The following is an 18256-nucleotide window of genomic DNA, read 5'->3' as shown; positions in this document are numbered from 1 at the left end:
TTACCTGCATGGGCCTCTATTATACAAACGAACGATGGATATATAGCACCTCGGAATAGAGTAGAGCAAAAAATGGTAGAAATTTGGTCAGAGGTATTAGGGATTGACTCCTCTGTCATTGGGATAAATGATAATTTTTTTGATCTAGGTGGGCACTCTTTAAAAATTATGAGTACTTTAGTAAAAACATTTTCTGAAGGTTGGAATGTAACTATTAAAGATTACTTTGAATTAAAAACAATTAATAATATAGCTAAAAAAATTCAATATGGATATAAAGTAAATTCACATTCAGATACATTAGATATTAAATTGACAACTCCTCCAAAGAAGCTAAAGAAAACAAAAAGACACGAATTTAGTAATAATAGCAAAATACTTTTAACAGGTGCTACAGGATTCTTAGGTATTCACCTACTAGAACAACTATTGGATACTACAGAATGTAAGATATATTGTTTAGTTCGTGGGGAAAATAAACAAGAGGCAAATAATCGTTTATTACACATGTTAAAATTTTATTTTAAAAATAAATTTGTAAGCTATCAATCTTTAGTAAATCAACGTATCTTTATTGTACAAGGTGATTTAGCTAAACAAAATATGGGATTAGAAAACGAATTATATAAGGAGCTTCATCAACAAATATCAACTGTTATTCATGCTGCAGCTTTAACAAAACATTTTGGCGAGTATAGTGAATTTGAAAGAGCAAATGTCCAGGCGGTAAAAGAACTTCTTGCATTTGTTGGTGATACTAAGGATTTACATCATATATCTACAACTGGTGTAGCCGGACAATTTGTATTAAATGAAACGGAAACAATATTTAAAGAAAGCGATTTTTATGTAAAACAAAATTACAAAGATAATGTGTATGTGAAAAGTAAATTTTTGGCGGAATATGAAATATTCAAGGCAATATTAACGGGAACAGATGCTACTATTTATAGAGTAGGAAATCTTACAAATAGATATATTGATGGACAACATCAATATAACTTCACCGAAAATGCATTTATGAGCAAATTAAAATTTATATTACAATATGGTATCGTGACAGATGTATTATTATCAAGTGAAGTTGAGTTTACACCTGTAGATTATTGCAGCAAAATTATCACAGGGTTTGTAACTTCAAATGAAATACATGAAAATAGCAAAAATTGCGTAAATCATATATACAATCATCTTACGTTAAATTTAAATGTACTTGTAAAATTACTAAATTCAATGGGATATCCAATTAAAGTAATTTCTGAAACAGAGTATCAACAATTTATTTTAGAACTTTCTAAAGATAAAAAGAAACAGGAAGATATTCAAAACCTCATGACATTTGAAGAACCAAAAGATAATTGTTATAAACCAATAAATCTTGATTCGACTGAAACTCAAAAAACACTAAAATTATTAGGTATTCAATGGCCTATTATTAATATTGAATATATACAACAAATTATTAATTATATGACGAGTGTTACTGGTAGTAATTCTGTTGCAAAGCTTTTTAAACAAAGTTACACTTTAAAAAACTGAACAGACTCATGAGAAATGAGAAATTTTAAAGGAACACAGTTAAAAAAATACGCAAAATTTTTTAGACAAAATCACTGAAATAGGACAAGCTTTTAGGCGGAATTATATGCATAATTATTGTGATTCTATCCTTTATAAGGAAATAATTTTTAGTCAGCAAACACATGTAACCTTTTGAATATTGGGTAAAAGACACCCTAGTAGAGTTTTTCATATCGTATGAGACATTGCTGTCGAAAAATTGCAAACAGATGGGAAAATACAACAAGCTATTATCCAACAAAGAAGGAAATACCCCCATAGAATACGTTAGAGCGTTAGATACATTAGAAGAATTTAATGAATTGAATTTAGACTATGTAGAGACGAGTATGAAGGAATAATAACAATATAACAAGTACTTTTTCAGCTTTCTACGTTATATAAGGTAAGGGGAAAACTGTCATCGAGATTACAATTTTAAGTGGATTATCTTTTTCTTTATGGGGAATAACATCGTTAAACACGTTATATGAACAAGCTACAGTAACAAAAGGAGATGTGTAGCCATTGGAACAGGGAGTAGCGGATATTTAAGTTGATAATTGGGAACAGGAAATGAATAAATGATAGGTGAAGGATTCTTGGGAACCCATGGTTCTTACAACAGATAAAAGATCCCTTCGTTTGTTACGAAAAGAATCTTTTATCTGTTGTGTTTTTTTGTTCTTTTGTTCCCGTATTCCTTTTCATTTTAGGTTTCAAAAATATATAAAATCAATTTTAAGACAAATTACTTACATTAATATGCTAATATCAATAGTAGATATTTTATCTTAAATTAATGAAAAAGAAAGGTGATACTAATGAATTCGACACCAATTGATTCTGAAATCTTTAAGGACCAGTTTGGTACAAAACAAATGAGAACAAATTTTTCAGACGAGAATTTAATACAATTGTGGCTTAATTCAGAAGTTGCCTTAGCAAAAGCTGAAGCTAAATTAGGTATTATACCTCAAAATGCAGCGACTAATATTGCAAATGCAGCTGACCAAAATAAACTTGATTTTAATAAGATTAGAGAAGGAATGAAAAAAACTGGACACCCCTTTGTAGCATTCCTACATGAGTTCGAGAGTTTATGTGATGAAGAATCACGTAAGTACATTCATTGGGGAGCAACAACACAAGATATAATTGACACGGGACTTACCCTGCAAATTAAAGGTGCTCATGAACTTATTTATAATCAAACTCAAGAAATATTAAAGATATGTTTGAGATTAAGCCAGCAATATAAGTCAACAGTAATGCCAGGCAGAACGTTAGGTCAGCATGCCTTACCGATTACTTTTGGATATAAGATATCTATATGGTCAGATGAACTTGGTCGTCACTTAGAAAGGTTACAACAAGGTGCAGACCGATATTTAGTGGGGCAACTGGGAGGTGCAGTTGGTACTTTAGCTTCATTAGGAGCGCAAGGGTTAGCTGTTAGAAAAGAGTATGTAAAAAATTTAAACCTAATTGAACCCTTAGTATCTTGGCACACGTCTAGAGACCGATTTGCAGAATTTAGCATGATTTTAAATATGATAGGAGCAACTACAGCTAAAGTTGCAGAAGAAATAATAAGCCTTCAAGGAACAGAGATTAGAGAAGTAGAAGAGGGGTACCATTCTGGTAAAGTAGGAAGTAGCACTATGCCGCATAAAAGAAATCCTATGACTTGCTCTTATATTGTGGGATTAACTAAAATAGTCAATAGAAAATCAACTTTAGCTATTGACAGTATGATTCAGAAACACGAAAGAGATGTTACATTTTGGCAATCTGAATGGTCTTATATTTCGGAAATTTGCATAACTTTAAGCGGCGCATTAGAACAACTTAAAAATGTCTTAACAAACTTAATAGTAAATGAAGAACAAATGAAAAAGAATCTTTTTCTTACCAAAGGTTTAATAGTATCTGAGAACGTAATGTTAGAATTGGGGAAGATAATTGGTAGAACTACTGCCCATGATTTATTGTACGAATTAACAATGAGAGCTTTTGAAGAAGACAAAGATTTAAAAGATATTTTATTAGAAGACAATGAAATTAAGAAGTATTTTAGCGATGAAGAGATAAATTCCCTTACTAATCCAGAATCATACACAGGGTTGAGTGAAAAGTTTGTTGATGATGTTTATAACAAGTGGTTGAGTTATACATAAAACCAATTTAAGACCATTAGCTGAGGAATAATTCCTCAGCTAATGGTCTGCTTATACACATTATTAATTGTAATATTGCAGCCTAGAACATCTCTTGCAATTGAATCGGATTCAAGGAGTGTTACAGAATTAACCCCTGGTCGCGCTCCCGCAGCAGTTACCCAATGAACGCCTTCTGTTGGAATTCCAAAGGAGTATAAATTAGGATTAACTTTACCGTTTTTATCTATTAATCTATTTGGGGGGGGAGTCACTGCTAAACCTCCACTTTCAAAAATATAATTATTGTTCGTTGCAATCTTAAATTCTGAGGCTAGACCTGCTTTTAACATATTTGAGATTAAAATATTTTTACTTTGATTTATATTAACTGAGGGTAGTCTAGCATCAATTAGGTTCTTTGCATGAAATATCGAATCCTTAACACGGTTAGAGCTAATTTTAAAATCTTTATTTATAGGTGAAGTAGCTACAGTTGCTTCAGGTCCAACTAAAACTAAAATTCCGGCTCTTATTAATGCCCTCAATTCTTTGATTCTTTGAACAGGAGGGCCAATTGAAAGAAATGCGTTTAAAGGTGTATACCAATTGCGTAACTCTTCTTTATAAGACTCAGCATTTATTCCTCCATGATCAACAAGTATTCTTATTTCGTTTCGGATATCCCTTAAAACATCTAATGCGGCTTTTAGTGGACTGTTTTTATTACCCAGGTTTGCTTCGTTAATATCATTATGTAAGTAAGTATCTAACCAATTATGAAAGTCTGTTATTGAATTAAATTTTTTATCACCATAAGGACAACTAATTTTGTGCCAATCAAAAAATAGTTCTGATTTTACTCCAAAGTTGATTAAAAGATCCTTATGGTATTCTATGGCACAATTAACAAACTCGTAAAGGAACTGACAAGATTTTTCTATTCCATAGAGATTGCGAATTAAAGTTGTATAATAGATACTTTCAACTTCCAATTTTACGAAAGGCCATATCTCTTTTTTAAAGCTTAGGTTATTTTTATGTTTTAACTGCTCGATAACTTCATTTTTTAGAAATAGTGGGATATGTCTTTCTGAAGAACCTTTTTGATTTTGTCCCCTAGAGTGATAAGGTAAGCCTCGCCTAGAACCTGCAATTAATAAAGGTTCTTTACCAGAGGGAATGTAATTTAATTTGTCATTAATTTCTTCAAACTTTCCATCTCTCCCACTTGTTAAAAGTGACATGTAATCAAAAAAATTAAGGCCTAATCCCCTTATTATTACGGGAGTTTTAGGTTCTATTGAATCTAAATTAACATCTGCTGGATTGGATGGTGGGAAGTAATTTAGGTTGTTACTATTAGCAAACTCAAAGAAATGTTCTTCAGCTGAAGTTAATTTCTGATCTGAGTGCCCAGTTGTAAAGATAACCTTTTCAGCTTTAATTGGTGTTAAAGACTTATTAAGAAATAAAGTATAATCTTCATTGTTCGGATAGAGATCAATTAATGTGTCTTGAATTAAGTTAATCTTAATATTTGAGGGTAATTCTTCAAGAATAGTATTAAATGAATCTTTAAGATAATAGCCGTATAGAGCTCTTGTAGGGTAAGAGTTAGGTTCTAAGGAATAAATTTCTTCTGTAATAACGGTGGGCATATCCAAAGTGTCAATTTTATCCCTTAATTCATTTGCCCATTCTAATAGACTAGGCCCATTAACGATAGGACCCCGACACTGGACGCTATCATCAGTAAATAAAGTTATTTGCGAAGCCACTGTATTCATTAAAAGTTGAGGTGACTGGTCTGTTCTCCATACAGCTCCACCTGGAGGATGTGGATCAACCAAGGAAATTTCATAAGATTCTGATTTTAATTCAGATAAAATATTAGAGACTATTCTTTCAAATACTGATATACCTCTTGGTCCTAAACCTACTATCGCAATTTTCATATACTCACACCTATCCTTTCTGCAAGATCTAATTTAATCCGTTATGTAAAACAACATAACTAGTAGGTGCAAAAAAAGTCAAGTGTAAAACTAAAAAAATAATTTACTAAAGGGTGTTTAAATTGGAATTTAAAGAGAAAATTAAGTTATTTCGAACGTTACATGATCAAAACAATCCATTAATGCTTCCAAATGCATGGGATGCATCAAGTGCTAAGATTTTTGAGAGAAACGATTTTCAAGCGATTGGGACTACTAGTGCTGGTATCGCAGCAACCTTAGGTTATCCAGATGGCGAGAAGATTCCTTTAGAGTTAATGTTAAATTCCATTAGTAATATCTCGAAAAATACCAAACTTCCTGTTTCAGCTGATATTGAAGGAGGATATGCCGCTAATATTTTTGATTTACGAAAAATATTAAATGAGTTAGAAAAATTTGAAGTGGTAGGTATAAATATAGAGGATGGGAGAGGTACGTATTTAAGAGAAATTAATGAGCAAAAGGTCATTTTAGACTTTATTAAAGCTTATTCGCCTCATCTTTTCATAAATGCAAGAATTGATAGTTTTTGGCTAGATATTGGCGATTTAAAAGATCGTATTAAGGATGTAATCGTTCGTGCAGAAGAATATAAAAAATCCGGAGCAGATTGTATTTTTATTCCTGGAGTTAAGGATATTGAGACAATAAAAGTACTTAGAGAAAATATAGAGTTACCTATAAATTTGCTTCAAAGTGAAAACTTAAATTCCATGCAAAACATAAAGACATTAAAAATTGAGAGAGTGAGTCTTGGATCTTCAGCTTTTAGGAATATTCTAACAAACCTTGATAAGATAAGCAGCACCTTTAAACAGGGGAAATTATTACATTCAAATGGAAACTTAACCTATCAAGACTTAAACTTGCTTATGGATTGATTTTTTACAGGTGAATAAACTACTAAAAATAGTTATTTCTATAATTTTCAAAAAAAAGTTTCTCAACCCGAAACTATCAGACTATTATGTAATTTCTCTTTTTTGTGTGTTATGCTAGATTTATCAAATGTAGGAGGTGATTACATATGATTGTTAAAGTAAAAAAAGCTTCTAAAAAAGTAGTTGCTGCTAATGCACTTACTAATGTACCAGGTTAAGTCATTAAGAAGAACCGGATTTCCGGTTCTTCTTAATTTTTTAATTAATCAATTAATTAAGGAGATGTTATAAAATGAAACCAAAATTTAAAGAAACTATCCCTTATTTTTTCCTAAATAAAGAAATTCAAATTGGTGAAGAAGAAGGTTTAGCAGGTATAATTCCAGACCCTACTGGTAGCATCTCATTTCTAATAAATAAATTAGATGGCCAGAGAAACATTCCAAACATCGTTCAAGAAGTACAAAAAGAATTTCCTAATATTAGTTCAAATGAAATTATTGAGGCTATAAAAGTTTTAGGAAATGAAGGTTATTTAGAAGATAATTCAATTGTACCAGAACTCAATGATTACATCTTAGAAAGATATAAAGCGAATATAAATTATTTTTCACTATTCACGAAATTCGGAGAAGATAAATATAAAATTCAAGAAAAGATTTTAGAAACGCCTATTGCACTTCTTGGTGTAGGAGGACTTGGAACACAAGTACTGTATCATTTGGCAGCATTAGGATTTCATAATATAAAAGCTCTGGACTTTGATAATATTGAATTAAGTAATTTTAATAGACAGTTGCTTTATTCGGAATCAGATATAGGGAATAGTAAGGTTGAAATGGCTAAAAAGCGAATATCCCAATTCAACCCTAATGTGGATCTTCAAATTATAAATAAGAAAATAGAGTCACCTCAAGATGTGATTGAACATATTGAAGGAACTGAGCTTGTGATATGTGTTGCAGATAAGCCAACATTACATATTGCAAACTGGGTAAACGAAGGTGTGGTTAAATGTAATCTGCCAATGGTTTATGGTGGAGTATTAAATACTCGTGGTAGATTCTTTTCTATGATTCCTTCTAAGACAGGTTGTGTACAATGTCACATTAATTATGCAAGACAATTAAACGATAAACAAGACGAGCAATTAGAAGCTATGAATAACATGGAGTTTACTAGAAACAATGCTGCTATAAGTCCAAACGTAGCTATTGTAGCTGGAACAATTGTTAATGAAGCATTAAAAATTTTAACGCAGATTGCACAACCTATTTCTTTAGGGAAAGTTATGGAAGTGGACTTTTTAACCCTAGAAACTAATACTGTTTCTTCGTGGGAAAAAATGTTAGATTGTCCTCTCTGTGGTCAAGTAGTTAAAAGTGAAGTGAAGTTAAAAGTGAAGTGAAGTGATTTGATATGCTACCTAAAGTTTTTTTAAATAAGAGTTATGTAATACTTTTTTCTGGGATGACAATAAGTAAATTAGGAATGTGGTTCTTCACTATAGCAATTCCATTAATTGTTTATGATTTAACCCATTCTCCAAGTAAAATGGCCTTCGTACTAGCATTAGAGCTTGGAGCCCAAGTTATTTTTAGTTTAATAGGTGGGGCATTAGCAGACCAAATGTCTAAAAAGAAGATAATGATAATAGGAGACTATGCTTCAGCGCTTTTTGTACTCGTAGTTCCTATACTTTTTTTAAGTGGTTATAACAGCATAATAGTTATATATATTGCCGCTTTTACCTTATCTGCTTTAGCAGCTTTTCATCATCCTAGTTTTGAATCTGCAGTTCCTGAAATCTTATCTAAAGAGGATCTTATTCAAGGTAACTCATTCTTTAGACTAAGCGAAACGATTATCACATTCTTGGGACCCGCCGTAGCGGGGATTGCAATAGCGCTTTTTGGGAATTCGAATGTTTTATTAATAACAAGTGTGGCCTTCTTTTTATCAGGAACAATATTTTTATTTTTAAAATTTAGAGATTTTGCTGAAGAAGAGAAGAAACGCCCTGAATTAGTAAAACCTATTGTTGAAGGACTAAGATATGTCTTTGGAACGAAAATTATCTTAGTTGGTTCTCTAGTTATTTTTGGTATTAATATAGGATTTGGAGCTGTAGAATCTCTTTTTATGTATTACTTGAAAGATTATCTAGGCTTGAGTCCTATAAATATTGGATTAATTTTTTCATTACAGGCAATTGGACCAATTTTGGCTGTTTATTTTGCAAGTAAATTTAAACATATTCCAAGAGGAAATGTTATTATTTATTCAGGGATTGTTATAGGACTTGCCCAGATGCTCCTGTACTTCTCTCAATTCAGCTTAGTAATTTTAGTATTCTGTCAAATTTTTATTAAAGGATCAGTTACTTTATTAGCTATTAATTGGTTTACATTGCGACAAGAGACTGTACCTAGCAAGTTGCTCGGAAGAGTTATCAGTTCTACTAGAATGGTAGCATTTTTAGCTTTACCTTTTAGTGCTATGATAGCTGGCTTTTTGGCTGAGTCAATAAATGTTTTGTCAATCTTCTTAGTTGCAGGTGCTTTCGCGATAGTATCATCAATCGTAGGTGTAAGTCTTGGTTTATTTGATAGAAAAAGATTAGATAAGATTCAAAATGATACAGCATTGTAATTAGTTAAGTGTAAAGGGAGTTATTTTATGAACAAAATTGAACTAATAATTATGAATTCTAATGAAGTACGCCGGAGAAGTTTAAATTTATGGAGTTCTATTCCCAGTGAGGTTTTATTTCATAGGGTTGATTCATCTTCAATGACTATATTAGAACAAGTACGGCATGTTTTAGAAGCTGAATATTTATATCTTGAAATTTTAAAGACTAGAAAAAGTTTGCCCTATAGCGATGATGAACCAAATCCTTTCAATACACGCGATTTTACAACCATTCAAGATGAGGTTGATTTTGCAAAACCTTATCGAAAAAATTTCTTAGATTTTATAATGGGATTAAATGAGGAAGATCTTGAAAATATAAAAATAGATCGCTCAGATGTAGGATATACTAGAAACCTTGGAGATATGTTAATGAGAATGGCGTATCATGAAGCCGTACATACAGGGCAATTATTAAGAGATATGAGGGCTTTAGGTTTAAAAAGACCTCATCTATGGGATTAAATTAAAAATGGTTATCCGTTAGCATTCTAAATAAATGTTTCTATTTCTGACAAGTTATACATGTTAAAATATATAACATGAGTATGTAGGGGGAAGAGTTATGAGCACTGAAGAGTTTTTAACAGATATTCATGAGCACACTCCGAGTTATAGACAGATAAAAATGGAAGCGTTGAGAAGATTTCCTAATGAACGTTTGCAAGTTATTGAATATATATAAGAAAATGCAAGTTTATACGATTATTTAATATGTTTGTTAGATATAACACAGAATGCTCTGGTGAATGAATCTGTACGCAAATCGGAAGGCGAGTTAAAGAAGTATGAGTTTACAGCAAGTGAATTAGAAATGTTGTTTAGTGGATTCTATGTTGCAGTTAGGCAATTGCCTGAGAACATTGGACCTAAAATTTATGAAGCTATTCGATGCAAAAGTGAAGACGTATTATTGAAGTGTTTAGAAGAATCAATAAGAGGGTCTGAAGAAAAGAAAAAAGAAAAAAGCGGATTTTAACATTGAAATTTATCGTACAAAGAATTGACACTTAAATCCCTCACAAACGTTACAGAAAGATATAAGACCTAAGTTGAAAGAAAAGTAAAAGGTCAATGGATATAGTTATATTGTGCAGTTGATTCAGAGGGTAATACAATTGATTTTTATCTAAGTAAATCAAGAGATAAACCAGCAGTCAAGCGCTTTTTCAAGAAAGCCTTGGCTTTTTCGCATGTTTCTAAACCTCGTGTGATAACAGTAGATAAGAACCCTGCCTATCCTGTAGAGATTCAAGTCATTTAAAACAGCAATCTCTATATTGAGTGGTGTCGAATCTATGCATATGATAAAAAACGGGCAACTTGTTTTACCGGATAAGTCTGTCCAAAATCAGAAAGAATTTATTCCTAAATGGTTTGGCTTAGCTTCATAAGATAGAAATGAAGAGAAAATTGCTATTCTATGTTTTCAACTAACATTTTTGCACCAGAACCGAATCTTCAACGAATTTACTATGTAACATGGCTAACACCTGCATCCTATTATTAAACGGTGTTCCAAATGCACTAACAATTAAGCTAATACCAGTTGCTAATGCTCCAACTACTAATTTCTTGAACATAATAAATCCCCCTTAATATTTTTTATAACTTGCACCTTAAATATATCACTTTTCTTATTTTGTAAATGTTTTGAATTTGTAGAAAAGTTTATTTGAATCTTATTAATATTGGTAATTCATTTTATTAAGTGGAAAATAGAGGGATTTTTATAGGTATGTAAAAATACATAATAAATGAACCGAATATTATGATATACTCTCAAAGAGCTGATACAAAACTTCTTTAGATTGGAAAACTAAAGTCTTATCTACCCAATTGTGGGGGCGCCTTATGGCGTCTTTTTTTTATAAGAAACCTCCAAGCATTCATACACTTGAGGGTTTATCAATTGAAAGGTAGGGCTGTTTGGAGTTCCTTAAATTAAGAACAAAGCAGGATTATTCCTAAACCAATTAATAGAGCTGCAGCAAACGCTGGAATTGGCACAGGGATCTCGATACTTTCTACAACTAAGAAGTATTGTCCACTTACTACTTTAAAACAAACTAATTGCATTAATTAAGAGTTTTAGTGCACTACTCCTTGGAAGTTGATCTTGTAGCGCTCTTTCTCGTAATTCACTATGTTTTCTAAAGAAAATAGTGAAAGGCAAGGCGATGAATACATTTACAAAATGACAAAACTGTAAGAATACACGAATGTTTGTAAGAAAGTTCGATGTTTTCCTTTTTCTTTTTTTATTATAGTGAAAAAGAAGGACGAAATATTCTCTTATGTAGGAAAGGAAGATAATAATGATTGATCTATTAAATAAATGGATGTTAGAAAGTACAGGCAATTTCAATATCGTTGTAGGAATTACAGCACTTCTATTTTTGGGTTCAGTAATTGCACTTATTATTATTTACAAAAAAATTGGTAAACCAGATGAAAGCACAAATGCTATTTATTTAAAAATTACTTCTCGTATGTTTACTACTCAAATTCTAATGAATGCTATATTTATTTCTTTAGTTGGTAAAGATATTGAGAATTTCCGTCAAATCTTTATATTATTTGAAGCTTTTGTATTTTTTATTGGAGCTATTTATTCGTTTAAATTATATAGACAGGAATATAAATAATTTACTTGCAAGAAACAATAAAAAAACTGCACCCCAATTGTTAGACACAGTCTAACAATTGGAGGTGTAGTTTTTTTATGACTAAATTTACTTCAGAAGACAAAATGAATGCAGTAATACATTATCAAGATGGAAGTGAGAGTATAAAAGATATTGCGAAATCATTGGGAGCGAATCACGAAGTGGTTCGCATGTGGATAAAACAATTTGAATATCATGGAATCCTGGCCTTTGAAAAAGGCTATACAACGTATTCTGCACAGTATAAACTAGACGTACTAAATTATATGTTCGAAAATGGGACGTCTCCAAACGAAACGGCAGTCATTTTTAATATTTCTTCACCTGGACTTATTAGAAAATGGCGTATTCAGCTACATCAAAAAGGAGTAGACGCCCTTAAATCGAAGAAAAAGGGGCGTCAATCTATGACTAAGGACAATCAAAAATCAATTAAGAAACAAACACAAACAGAAGAGTCAGTAGAAACATTACAAGCTGAATTGGAGCGTTTGCGTATGGAGAATGCTTATTTAAAAAAGTTGAATGCCTTAGTTCAAAACAAGGAAAAATCACCAAACAAGATAAGGCGCAAGTAATCTATGAACTAAGGAAAGCATTTCCGGTGCAGGCACTTTTAAAATTAGCAGAACTCCCACGAAGTACATATTATTACTGGATACAGAATTCTAATCGACCAGATAAAGATAAAGAGCTAAAGATCCTTAATTCAAAACATTTACGATGAACACCAAGGTCGTTATGGATATCGCCGTATTCGCGATGAGTTAATGAACCAAGGACACAAAATCAACCATAAAATTAGGTTTAAAGAGTCTAGTTCGTATGAAAAAATATCGCTCGTATAAAGGACAAGTAGGTAAGATTGCGCCAAATATTTTAGAACGTAATTTTAAAGCTGAAAAGCCGAACGAAAAATGGGTTACAGACATAACAGAATTTAAATTATGTGGCGAGAAGCTCTACTTATCACCGATGTTAGATCTATTTAATGGAGAGATAATCGCTTATACAATTGATTCAAGACCAACCTATTCACTTGTATCGAAGATGTTGGAGAAGTCTTTTCAACAATTGACAGAAGAAGACGAACTCCTTATTCACTCTGATCAAGGCTGGCATTATCAAATGAAGAAGTATCGTCACGCCCTAAAGGAACGCAAGATTACGCAAAGTATATCTCGTAAAGGGAACTGTTACGATAATGCGGTTATTGAAAGTTTCTTTGGTATTATGAAAACTGAATTTCTTTATCTAAAAGATTTTGAAAGCATAGAACACTTTAAACAAGAATTTGAAAAATATATCGATTATTATAATCACAAAAGAATTAAGGCAAAACTAAAAGGCATGAGTCCGGTACAATATCGAACTCATGCCCTAAAGGCTGCCTAATGAAACGACCTGTCTAACTTTATGGGGTCAGTTCAGGGATGGGATTGAGTTTTGAGGGACTGCCTTTTGGTGGTCTTTTTTGCATAAAATCTTGTAAAGCAAGAAAAAGTAGAATATTAATATTCTAATATTCAATAGAAAGATAAAGTGTTTAAAAGTTCAAAATAATACATTATAATCTATTTAGTAAAATTAACCAAAATATATTTTGCTTATTATGTATTAAAGGGGAAATGAAAATGGCTGGACAAATTCGTATGTCACCAGAGGAGCTTAAATCAAAAGCGGCTCGATATGGACAAGGTGCAAATCAAATTGAGGACATTTTAAGTCAACTACAAAACTTGCAAAATGAATTAAGAGGAGAATGGGAAGGTCGTGCTTTCGAAGGTTTTGATCAACAGTTCAATGAATTAAAGCCAAAAGTACAAAACTTTGCACAGCTATTACAAGAAATTAATATGCAGCTGAATAAAACTGCAGAAGCTGTTGCTTCTCATGATGAAGAATTATCACGTAATTTCGGTTTGAAATAAAAATTGTCATAATCTATATAACAAGCATTTCAAATGAGCCATACAGCTTATATTGTATGGCTCATTTGATTGCATGCCTAGAGCGAGTGATATTGATAGGGATATATATTTTATGAGATTTCTTTGATGCGTTTGGAAAACTTATAGAAAGGGTTTGAAAGAATGGGACAATTTCAAAGTAATTTACAAACAGCAACGCAAATTGCTACGAAAATGGAATCAGCCTCTGATAGGATTCAAAGTGTAACAACTCGTTCTATAACAAAGGCGACGCGTACAACATTATCTGTTAACTTCAAAGCACAAGAAGCGAATCAACAAATGTTAGACTTGACGAAACAATTTTCCGCTGCCTTTCAACAAGCGGTTGATAATATTCATTCGGTATCTAATGAATTTGAGAGAATGGATAACGAACTTCACAATACTTTTCGCTAATGTGACAACCTACGTAAAGTAAAATAGTAGGAGGAAAAAGATGAGTCAAGATATTGAAAAACAAATTAATCAAGTAAATCAAAAGTTACGAAGTGTATTTGAAGAACAAGACCGAAATCAATCTGCGATTCAAGCTCAAGAACAAGCGGAAGCAGATTTTTATGAATGTAGAAGTCGAAATCGTCGTTTGTTTGATCGGATTTTAGGAACTTGGCATGGTGATAGAGAAATGTCCCAGTTTTTTATGAATACGTATCAAGATGCACAACATATTGAACGAAAAGTCACATTTGAATTGGAAAACAAAAAAGAAACGTTGCTTAAAGAAAGACGAGACCTTAATGATTTAGAAAACGCCCTTTCCTATCAACAACAACAATTAACAAGGGAGGTCAATGCATGAGTTTAAATATGTATTTGGGAGAGGTACGAAGCCAAACTCAAAGCATGAATGCTGTATGTAACGCTACTATTCAAGGTATGGAACAAGTCATTCAGTCAATTGATGCCTTTGCAATTGATACTGTTCTACAAGGACAAACTTATAGCAGTGCAAAATCATTTTTTGTACAAACCTTTCGTCCTTTAGCGCAAGGAATCATTTATCTGTGTGAAGAGTTAATTCGCCAGAACGATGCTTTTCCAAGTCAATTTCAATCACAAGTCGCTTCCACAGATGTAATTGAACAAGAAATATTAGAACAAATTCGAGAAATTGACCGAATGAAAGCAAGTATGGAAGCCATCAGTCAAGCTATGCCAATCCCAGGTATGGACGCTATGGCGAATCTTTTTACTGTTATGAGGAAAAAACTGCAAGAAAAGCTGGATTATTTGTATCAATTCAATCAGACCTCTAGTAATAATTATAGTACAGCACTTCAATTAGCAGCTAGTATTGCTGCAGGTCTTGCGGAAGTTCAAAGTGGGAAAGGGTTTAGTCCTGCAAGTGGTACATTTAGTACGCAAGGGTTGAATATGGAATGGACAACTTCAATTCAAGCGATTACAGAAGAGAGGGCACGACAAGCTGCCAATTCAATTGAAGAAGGTGAAATGTGTGGTAAGCTACCTGAAAAATCTACTGGTGAAAAAATTTGGGACGGTATTGTAGATGGTACGGGACAAGCAGTTAGCGATACAATAGACGGAATAAAAGCTTTAGGAGATTGGGAAACGTGGGAAAACATGGGGAACGCTGCTTTGCACCCTATTGATACCCTCAGTACGATGTATAATGTATTGTCAGATTCATTTATTGATGATGTAATAAATGGAGATGCTGAAAGTCAGTCGTGCTAAATGGGGAAGTTATGCTTTAACACAAGTTGGATTAGGACTTATTGGTGATAAAGGATTAAGTAAAGTATCGAAGGTAGCAACTACTGCAAATCTAACAAAAGGTATGTCCAGAGTAACTAATTCTGTTACATATAGAAACACACTAAACGTATTTAATAATTACACAGGGAAATTTGAAAGTGATTTTGCATTTGCAGGTGGAACACAGCAATATTTACAAAAAGCAGCTAATTATACCTATGAAGGCCCGAATGGTCCAAAAACAATCAGGTTAAGAATGGGTGAATTAGCAGGAGATAAACATCCAGTTACAGGTATACCTTATGATGCTGATGGATTTCCTATTTTTAAATCTAAGGGCGAGGTAACCTTAAAAGAGACAGACTTCAAAAAAACTAGAACAACACATTTTAGAAGATGCAATAAGGACCTATACAAACAAATAATGGAAGACCCTAAATTAGCTTCAAAATTCACGAAAGAAGAGATTGAACTATTTAGAATAGGGAAAACACCAGAAAATTATACATGGCATCATCATCAGGAACCTGGTCGAATGCAACTTGTAGATTATCAAATACATCACGATACTGGTCATACAGGTGGATATAAAATTTGGGGAAAAGATAGTGATAAATAGGGAGGTTTATAATTATGAACAACATTACATGGATTAATGTAAGTGAGAAAAAAGTTACAGATGAACAAATTGAACAATTAGAACAGTACTTTGGTATTAAATTTCCTAATGATTTTATTGAGTGTGTAAAGAAATATGATGGTGGCTATCCTACTCCAGATACATTCAATATTCCTAATCAGGATGAAGATTCACTTAATAATCTTTTAACCTTAGACTCTGAGAGAAAAATTTCTATGCTGCAAACATATAATAGTATAAAAGATAGATTGGTAGATAAAGTATATCCTTTTGCTAGAGACCCGTTTGGTAACCTTCTATGCTTTGATTACCGAAATAATCCTCAGTCACCAACAGTCGTATTTTGGGACCATGAGGAAGAAGAAATGGAAGAATCCATCTATCCTGTTTGCTCATCTTTTGCAGAATTACTTGATAGCTTATATGAGTTTGAAGACGAGGACGAATAATTAATTATGAGTAACAAAAGTAAGACTTATGTGAATTACGCATAAGTCTTTTTAATATTAACCCAAAGTTAAGAAGAAGTTTTTATAGTAATTAATATGTACTATGTGAAATGTAAGGCACCATTAGTATGAGTGTTAATGGAGAAGATGTGATTCTTAAAGATGTTAAAGTTGATGAAATTACTTACTCTAAGAGAACTCGAGAAGAAGCTGAACAACTTCGAAAGAGTGTGAGAAAAGATTTTCTTAAATCCTTAGTTAATGACCCTGCTAAGCTTGCTGAACTTAAGAATGCTGGTATATCAGATGGGGATATAGAATTGATGAAAAGAGGAAAGCCTCCAATAGGGTGGCAAGTACATCATAATCTTCCATTAGATGATGGAGGGACAAATGCATTTGAAAATTTAACTTTAATACAAAATCACCCATATCATAAAGCTATAACTAATACACAACGTACATTAACTAAAGGCTTACAACCTGGAGATAGTGTAGACATAAGCTGGCCTATACCAAAATACAATATCTACCCTAAAGGGGAATAAATTTAGAAAGAGGTTTTTATATGTGGAAAAATATGATTTTGGAAATTGGAGATATACTGAAAAGTGTTAATTATAAGCTGAATACACCCGCAACGGATACTGAAGTTCAGAGATTAAGAGAACATGCAAAAGAGAAATTTAATGTTGATTTACCGAGTGAATACGAAGAGTTTCTTAAAACTGTAAATGGTTTAGACTTTGATGGATTGGTACTTTACGGAGTCGATTCTCCTTTACTAGAAACAGAAAAAGATGAACATGAACATATTTGCGGCTTTATAGATACGAATGAGATTTGGTATGAAAATGAATTTCAAAAAGAGTATCTTTTCTTTGGGGATTCAAATATTGCGTGGTTTTGCAAAAACTTATCAGACGGTACTTATCTAGAACTTGATAAACCATCAGGTACGGTAATGAACACATATAATGATTTTAATACAATGCTTGAGGAAGCGTTAAAAATAACCCTTCTTTAATAGGGGGTAGTAAAAATTATGTTTAATTTTTTGAAAGAATATGTTGTAGCAGACAGAAGTGTCCGTTCTAAACAAAAACCTATTTTCTATCCTATATATCAAGATGAGATAGATGAGGCAGAAAGCTTATTACAAATGGAACTTCCAAAAGAACTGAAACGCTTTTATCAAGAAATAGGTTGTGGTTTTTTTAAGTCTGATACAAGAACGTTTTTCAACAGATTTATGGACCCGATTTCAGTTGCAGATTTCCGTTTAAGGCAAGATATTTATGAATATAATCCAAACCTAGATGATGATTCATTAGTGTTTTTTGAAGTAACAGAACTTAACTTTTTAATAATTAAATTTAAAGAGGAAAATGAATTAGGTCAATGTCCTACTTACTCTGAAGATGAGAAAATAGCGGATTCTTTAGAAGAATTTTTAATTAAAATGGATGAAAATCCTGACTATTATATTTAATCTTTTTAAGACTTGCATTA

The 18256-nt window shown here is 32.2% G+C and carries 17 protein-coding genes and 4 pseudogenes; 19 read left to right on the top strand and 2 right to left on the bottom strand.

All coding sequences use genetic code 11. The features are described 5' to 3' along the window. Both ASE54_RS19095 and purB read left to right on the top strand, forming a co-directional pair. Window positions 1-1539 (top strand): thioester reductase domain-containing protein (locus ASE54_RS19095; RefSeq protein WP_235567852.1); only part of this gene is annotated, 1539 nt, incomplete at its 5' end. An 845-nt stretch (window positions 1540-2384) separates the two neighbouring features. Beyond that, window positions 2385-3740, top strand: a complete 1356-nt coding sequence (gene purB / locus ASE54_RS19090) for an adenylosuccinate lyase (RefSeq protein WP_001089379.1) — start codon at window positions 2385-2387, stop codon at window positions 3738-3740. A 35-nt stretch (window positions 3741-3775) separates the two neighbouring features. On the opposite strand, the gene ASE54_RS19085 is transcribed toward purB, so the two are convergent. Then, complete coding sequence (locus ASE54_RS19085; RefSeq protein ID WP_000684559.1) at window positions 3776-5677, bottom strand: FAD/NAD(P)-binding protein; 1902 nt, start codon at window positions 5675-5677, stop codon at window positions 3776-3778. A 122-nt stretch (window positions 5678-5799) separates the two neighbouring features. Here ASE54_RS19085 and ASE54_RS19080 point away from each other — a divergent pair, with 122 nt between their 5' ends. From ASE54_RS19080 to ASE54_RS34855, 6 genes and pseudogenes are all read left to right on the top strand, one after another. Beyond that, window positions 5800-6600, top strand: a complete 801-nt coding sequence (locus ASE54_RS19080) for an isocitrate lyase/phosphoenolpyruvate mutase family protein (protein WP_000394562.1) — start codon at window positions 5800-5802, stop codon at window positions 6598-6600. Window positions 6601-6892: 292 nt separating this feature from the next. Next, on the top strand, window positions 6893-8008 hold the full coding sequence (locus ASE54_RS19075; RefSeq protein WP_000802792.1) for a ThiF family adenylyltransferase: 1116 nt from the start codon (window positions 6893-6895) through the stop codon (window positions 8006-8008). 11 nt (window positions 8009-8019) lie between these two features. Beyond that, window positions 8020-9252 (top strand): MFS transporter, encoded by a 1233-nt coding sequence (locus ASE54_RS19070; protein ID WP_000937090.1) that lies wholly within the window; start codon window positions 8020-8022, stop codon window positions 9250-9252. 27 nt (window positions 9253-9279) lie between these two features. Beyond that, complete coding sequence (locus ASE54_RS19065) at window positions 9280-9759, top strand: DinB family protein (RefSeq protein ID WP_001033113.1); 480 nt, start codon at window positions 9280-9282, stop codon at window positions 9757-9759. A gap of 280 nt (window positions 9760-10039) precedes the next feature. Continuing rightward, complete coding sequence (locus ASE54_RS19060) at window positions 10040-10273, top strand: hypothetical protein (protein ID WP_001005923.1); 234 nt, start codon at window positions 10040-10042, stop codon at window positions 10271-10273. An 81-nt stretch (window positions 10274-10354) separates the two neighbouring features. Beyond that, a pseudogene (locus ASE54_RS34855) lies at window positions 10355-10688 on the top strand (DDE-type integrase/transposase/recombinase); the annotation flags it as partial. Between the two features lie 39 nt (window positions 10689-10727). On the opposite strand, the gene ASE54_RS36440 reads toward ASE54_RS34855, so the two are convergent. After that, on the bottom strand, window positions 10728-10877 hold the full coding sequence (locus ASE54_RS36440) for a hypothetical protein (protein WP_000473828.1): 150 nt from the start codon (window positions 10875-10877) through the stop codon (window positions 10728-10730). Between the two features lie 735 nt (window positions 10878-11612). Here ASE54_RS36440 and ASE54_RS19050 point away from each other — a divergent pair. From ASE54_RS19050 to ASE54_RS19000, 11 genes and pseudogenes are all read left to right on the top strand, one after another. After that, entirely contained in the window at window positions 11613-11942 is a 330-nt protein-coding gene (locus ASE54_RS19050; protein ID WP_000566275.1) for a hypothetical protein, read from the top strand. 77 nt (window positions 11943-12019) lie between these two features. Further along, window positions 12020-13358, top strand: a pseudogene (locus ASE54_RS35875) (IS3 family transposase). Window positions 13359-13393: 35 nt separating this feature from the next. Continuing rightward, window positions 13394-13486: pseudogene (locus ASE54_RS37615) on the top strand (ornithine cyclodeaminase); the annotation flags it as partial. 111 nt (window positions 13487-13597) lie between these two features. After that, complete coding sequence (locus ASE54_RS19035) at window positions 13598-13894, top strand: WXG100 family type VII secretion target (RefSeq protein ID WP_000918588.1); 297 nt, start codon at window positions 13598-13600, stop codon at window positions 13892-13894. A gap of 162 nt (window positions 13895-14056) precedes the next feature. Next, a complete protein-coding gene (locus tag ASE54_RS19030; protein ID WP_000529661.1) occupies window positions 14057-14332 on the top strand; it encodes a TIGR04197 family type VII secretion effector in 276 nt (91 codons plus the stop codon). Between the two features lie 40 nt (window positions 14333-14372). Continuing rightward, the gene (locus tag ASE54_RS19025) at window positions 14373-14735 is read left to right on the top strand and encodes a DUF3958 family protein (protein WP_000076127.1); all 363 of its coding nucleotides are present in this window, start codon (window positions 14373-14375) and stop codon (window positions 14733-14735) included. Continuing rightward, a pseudogene (locus ASE54_RS19020) lies at window positions 14732-16274 on the top strand (HNH endonuclease). The gene ASE54_RS19025 and the pseudogene ASE54_RS19020 overlap by 4 nt, the downstream one beginning before the upstream one ends. A gap of 14 nt (window positions 16275-16288) precedes the next feature. After that, on the top strand, window positions 16289-16744 hold the full coding sequence (locus tag ASE54_RS19015; protein WP_001060034.1) for an SMI1/KNR4 family protein: 456 nt from the start codon (window positions 16289-16291) through the stop codon (window positions 16742-16744). A 128-nt stretch (window positions 16745-16872) separates the two neighbouring features. Next, window positions 16873-17292, top strand: a complete 420-nt coding sequence (locus ASE54_RS19010; RefSeq protein WP_000115646.1) for an HNH endonuclease signature motif containing protein — start codon at window positions 16873-16875, stop codon at window positions 17290-17292. 20 nt (window positions 17293-17312) lie between these two features. Next, complete coding sequence (locus ASE54_RS19005; protein ID WP_000265801.1) at window positions 17313-17771, top strand: YrhA family protein; 459 nt, start codon at window positions 17313-17315, stop codon at window positions 17769-17771. Between the two features lie 18 nt (window positions 17772-17789). Beyond that, entirely contained in the window at window positions 17790-18236 is a 447-nt protein-coding gene (locus ASE54_RS19000) for an SMI1/KNR4 family protein (RefSeq protein WP_000481678.1), read from the top strand. Window positions 18237-18256: the final 20 nt, after the last annotated feature.

The organism is Bacillus sp. Root131, assembly GCF_001429475.1.
GTDB classification, from domain to species: domain Bacteria; phylum Bacillota; class Bacilli; order Bacillales; family Bacillaceae_G; genus Bacillus_A; species Bacillus_A thuringiensis_S.
This window is presented reverse-complemented; position numbering and strand designations above follow the sequence as displayed.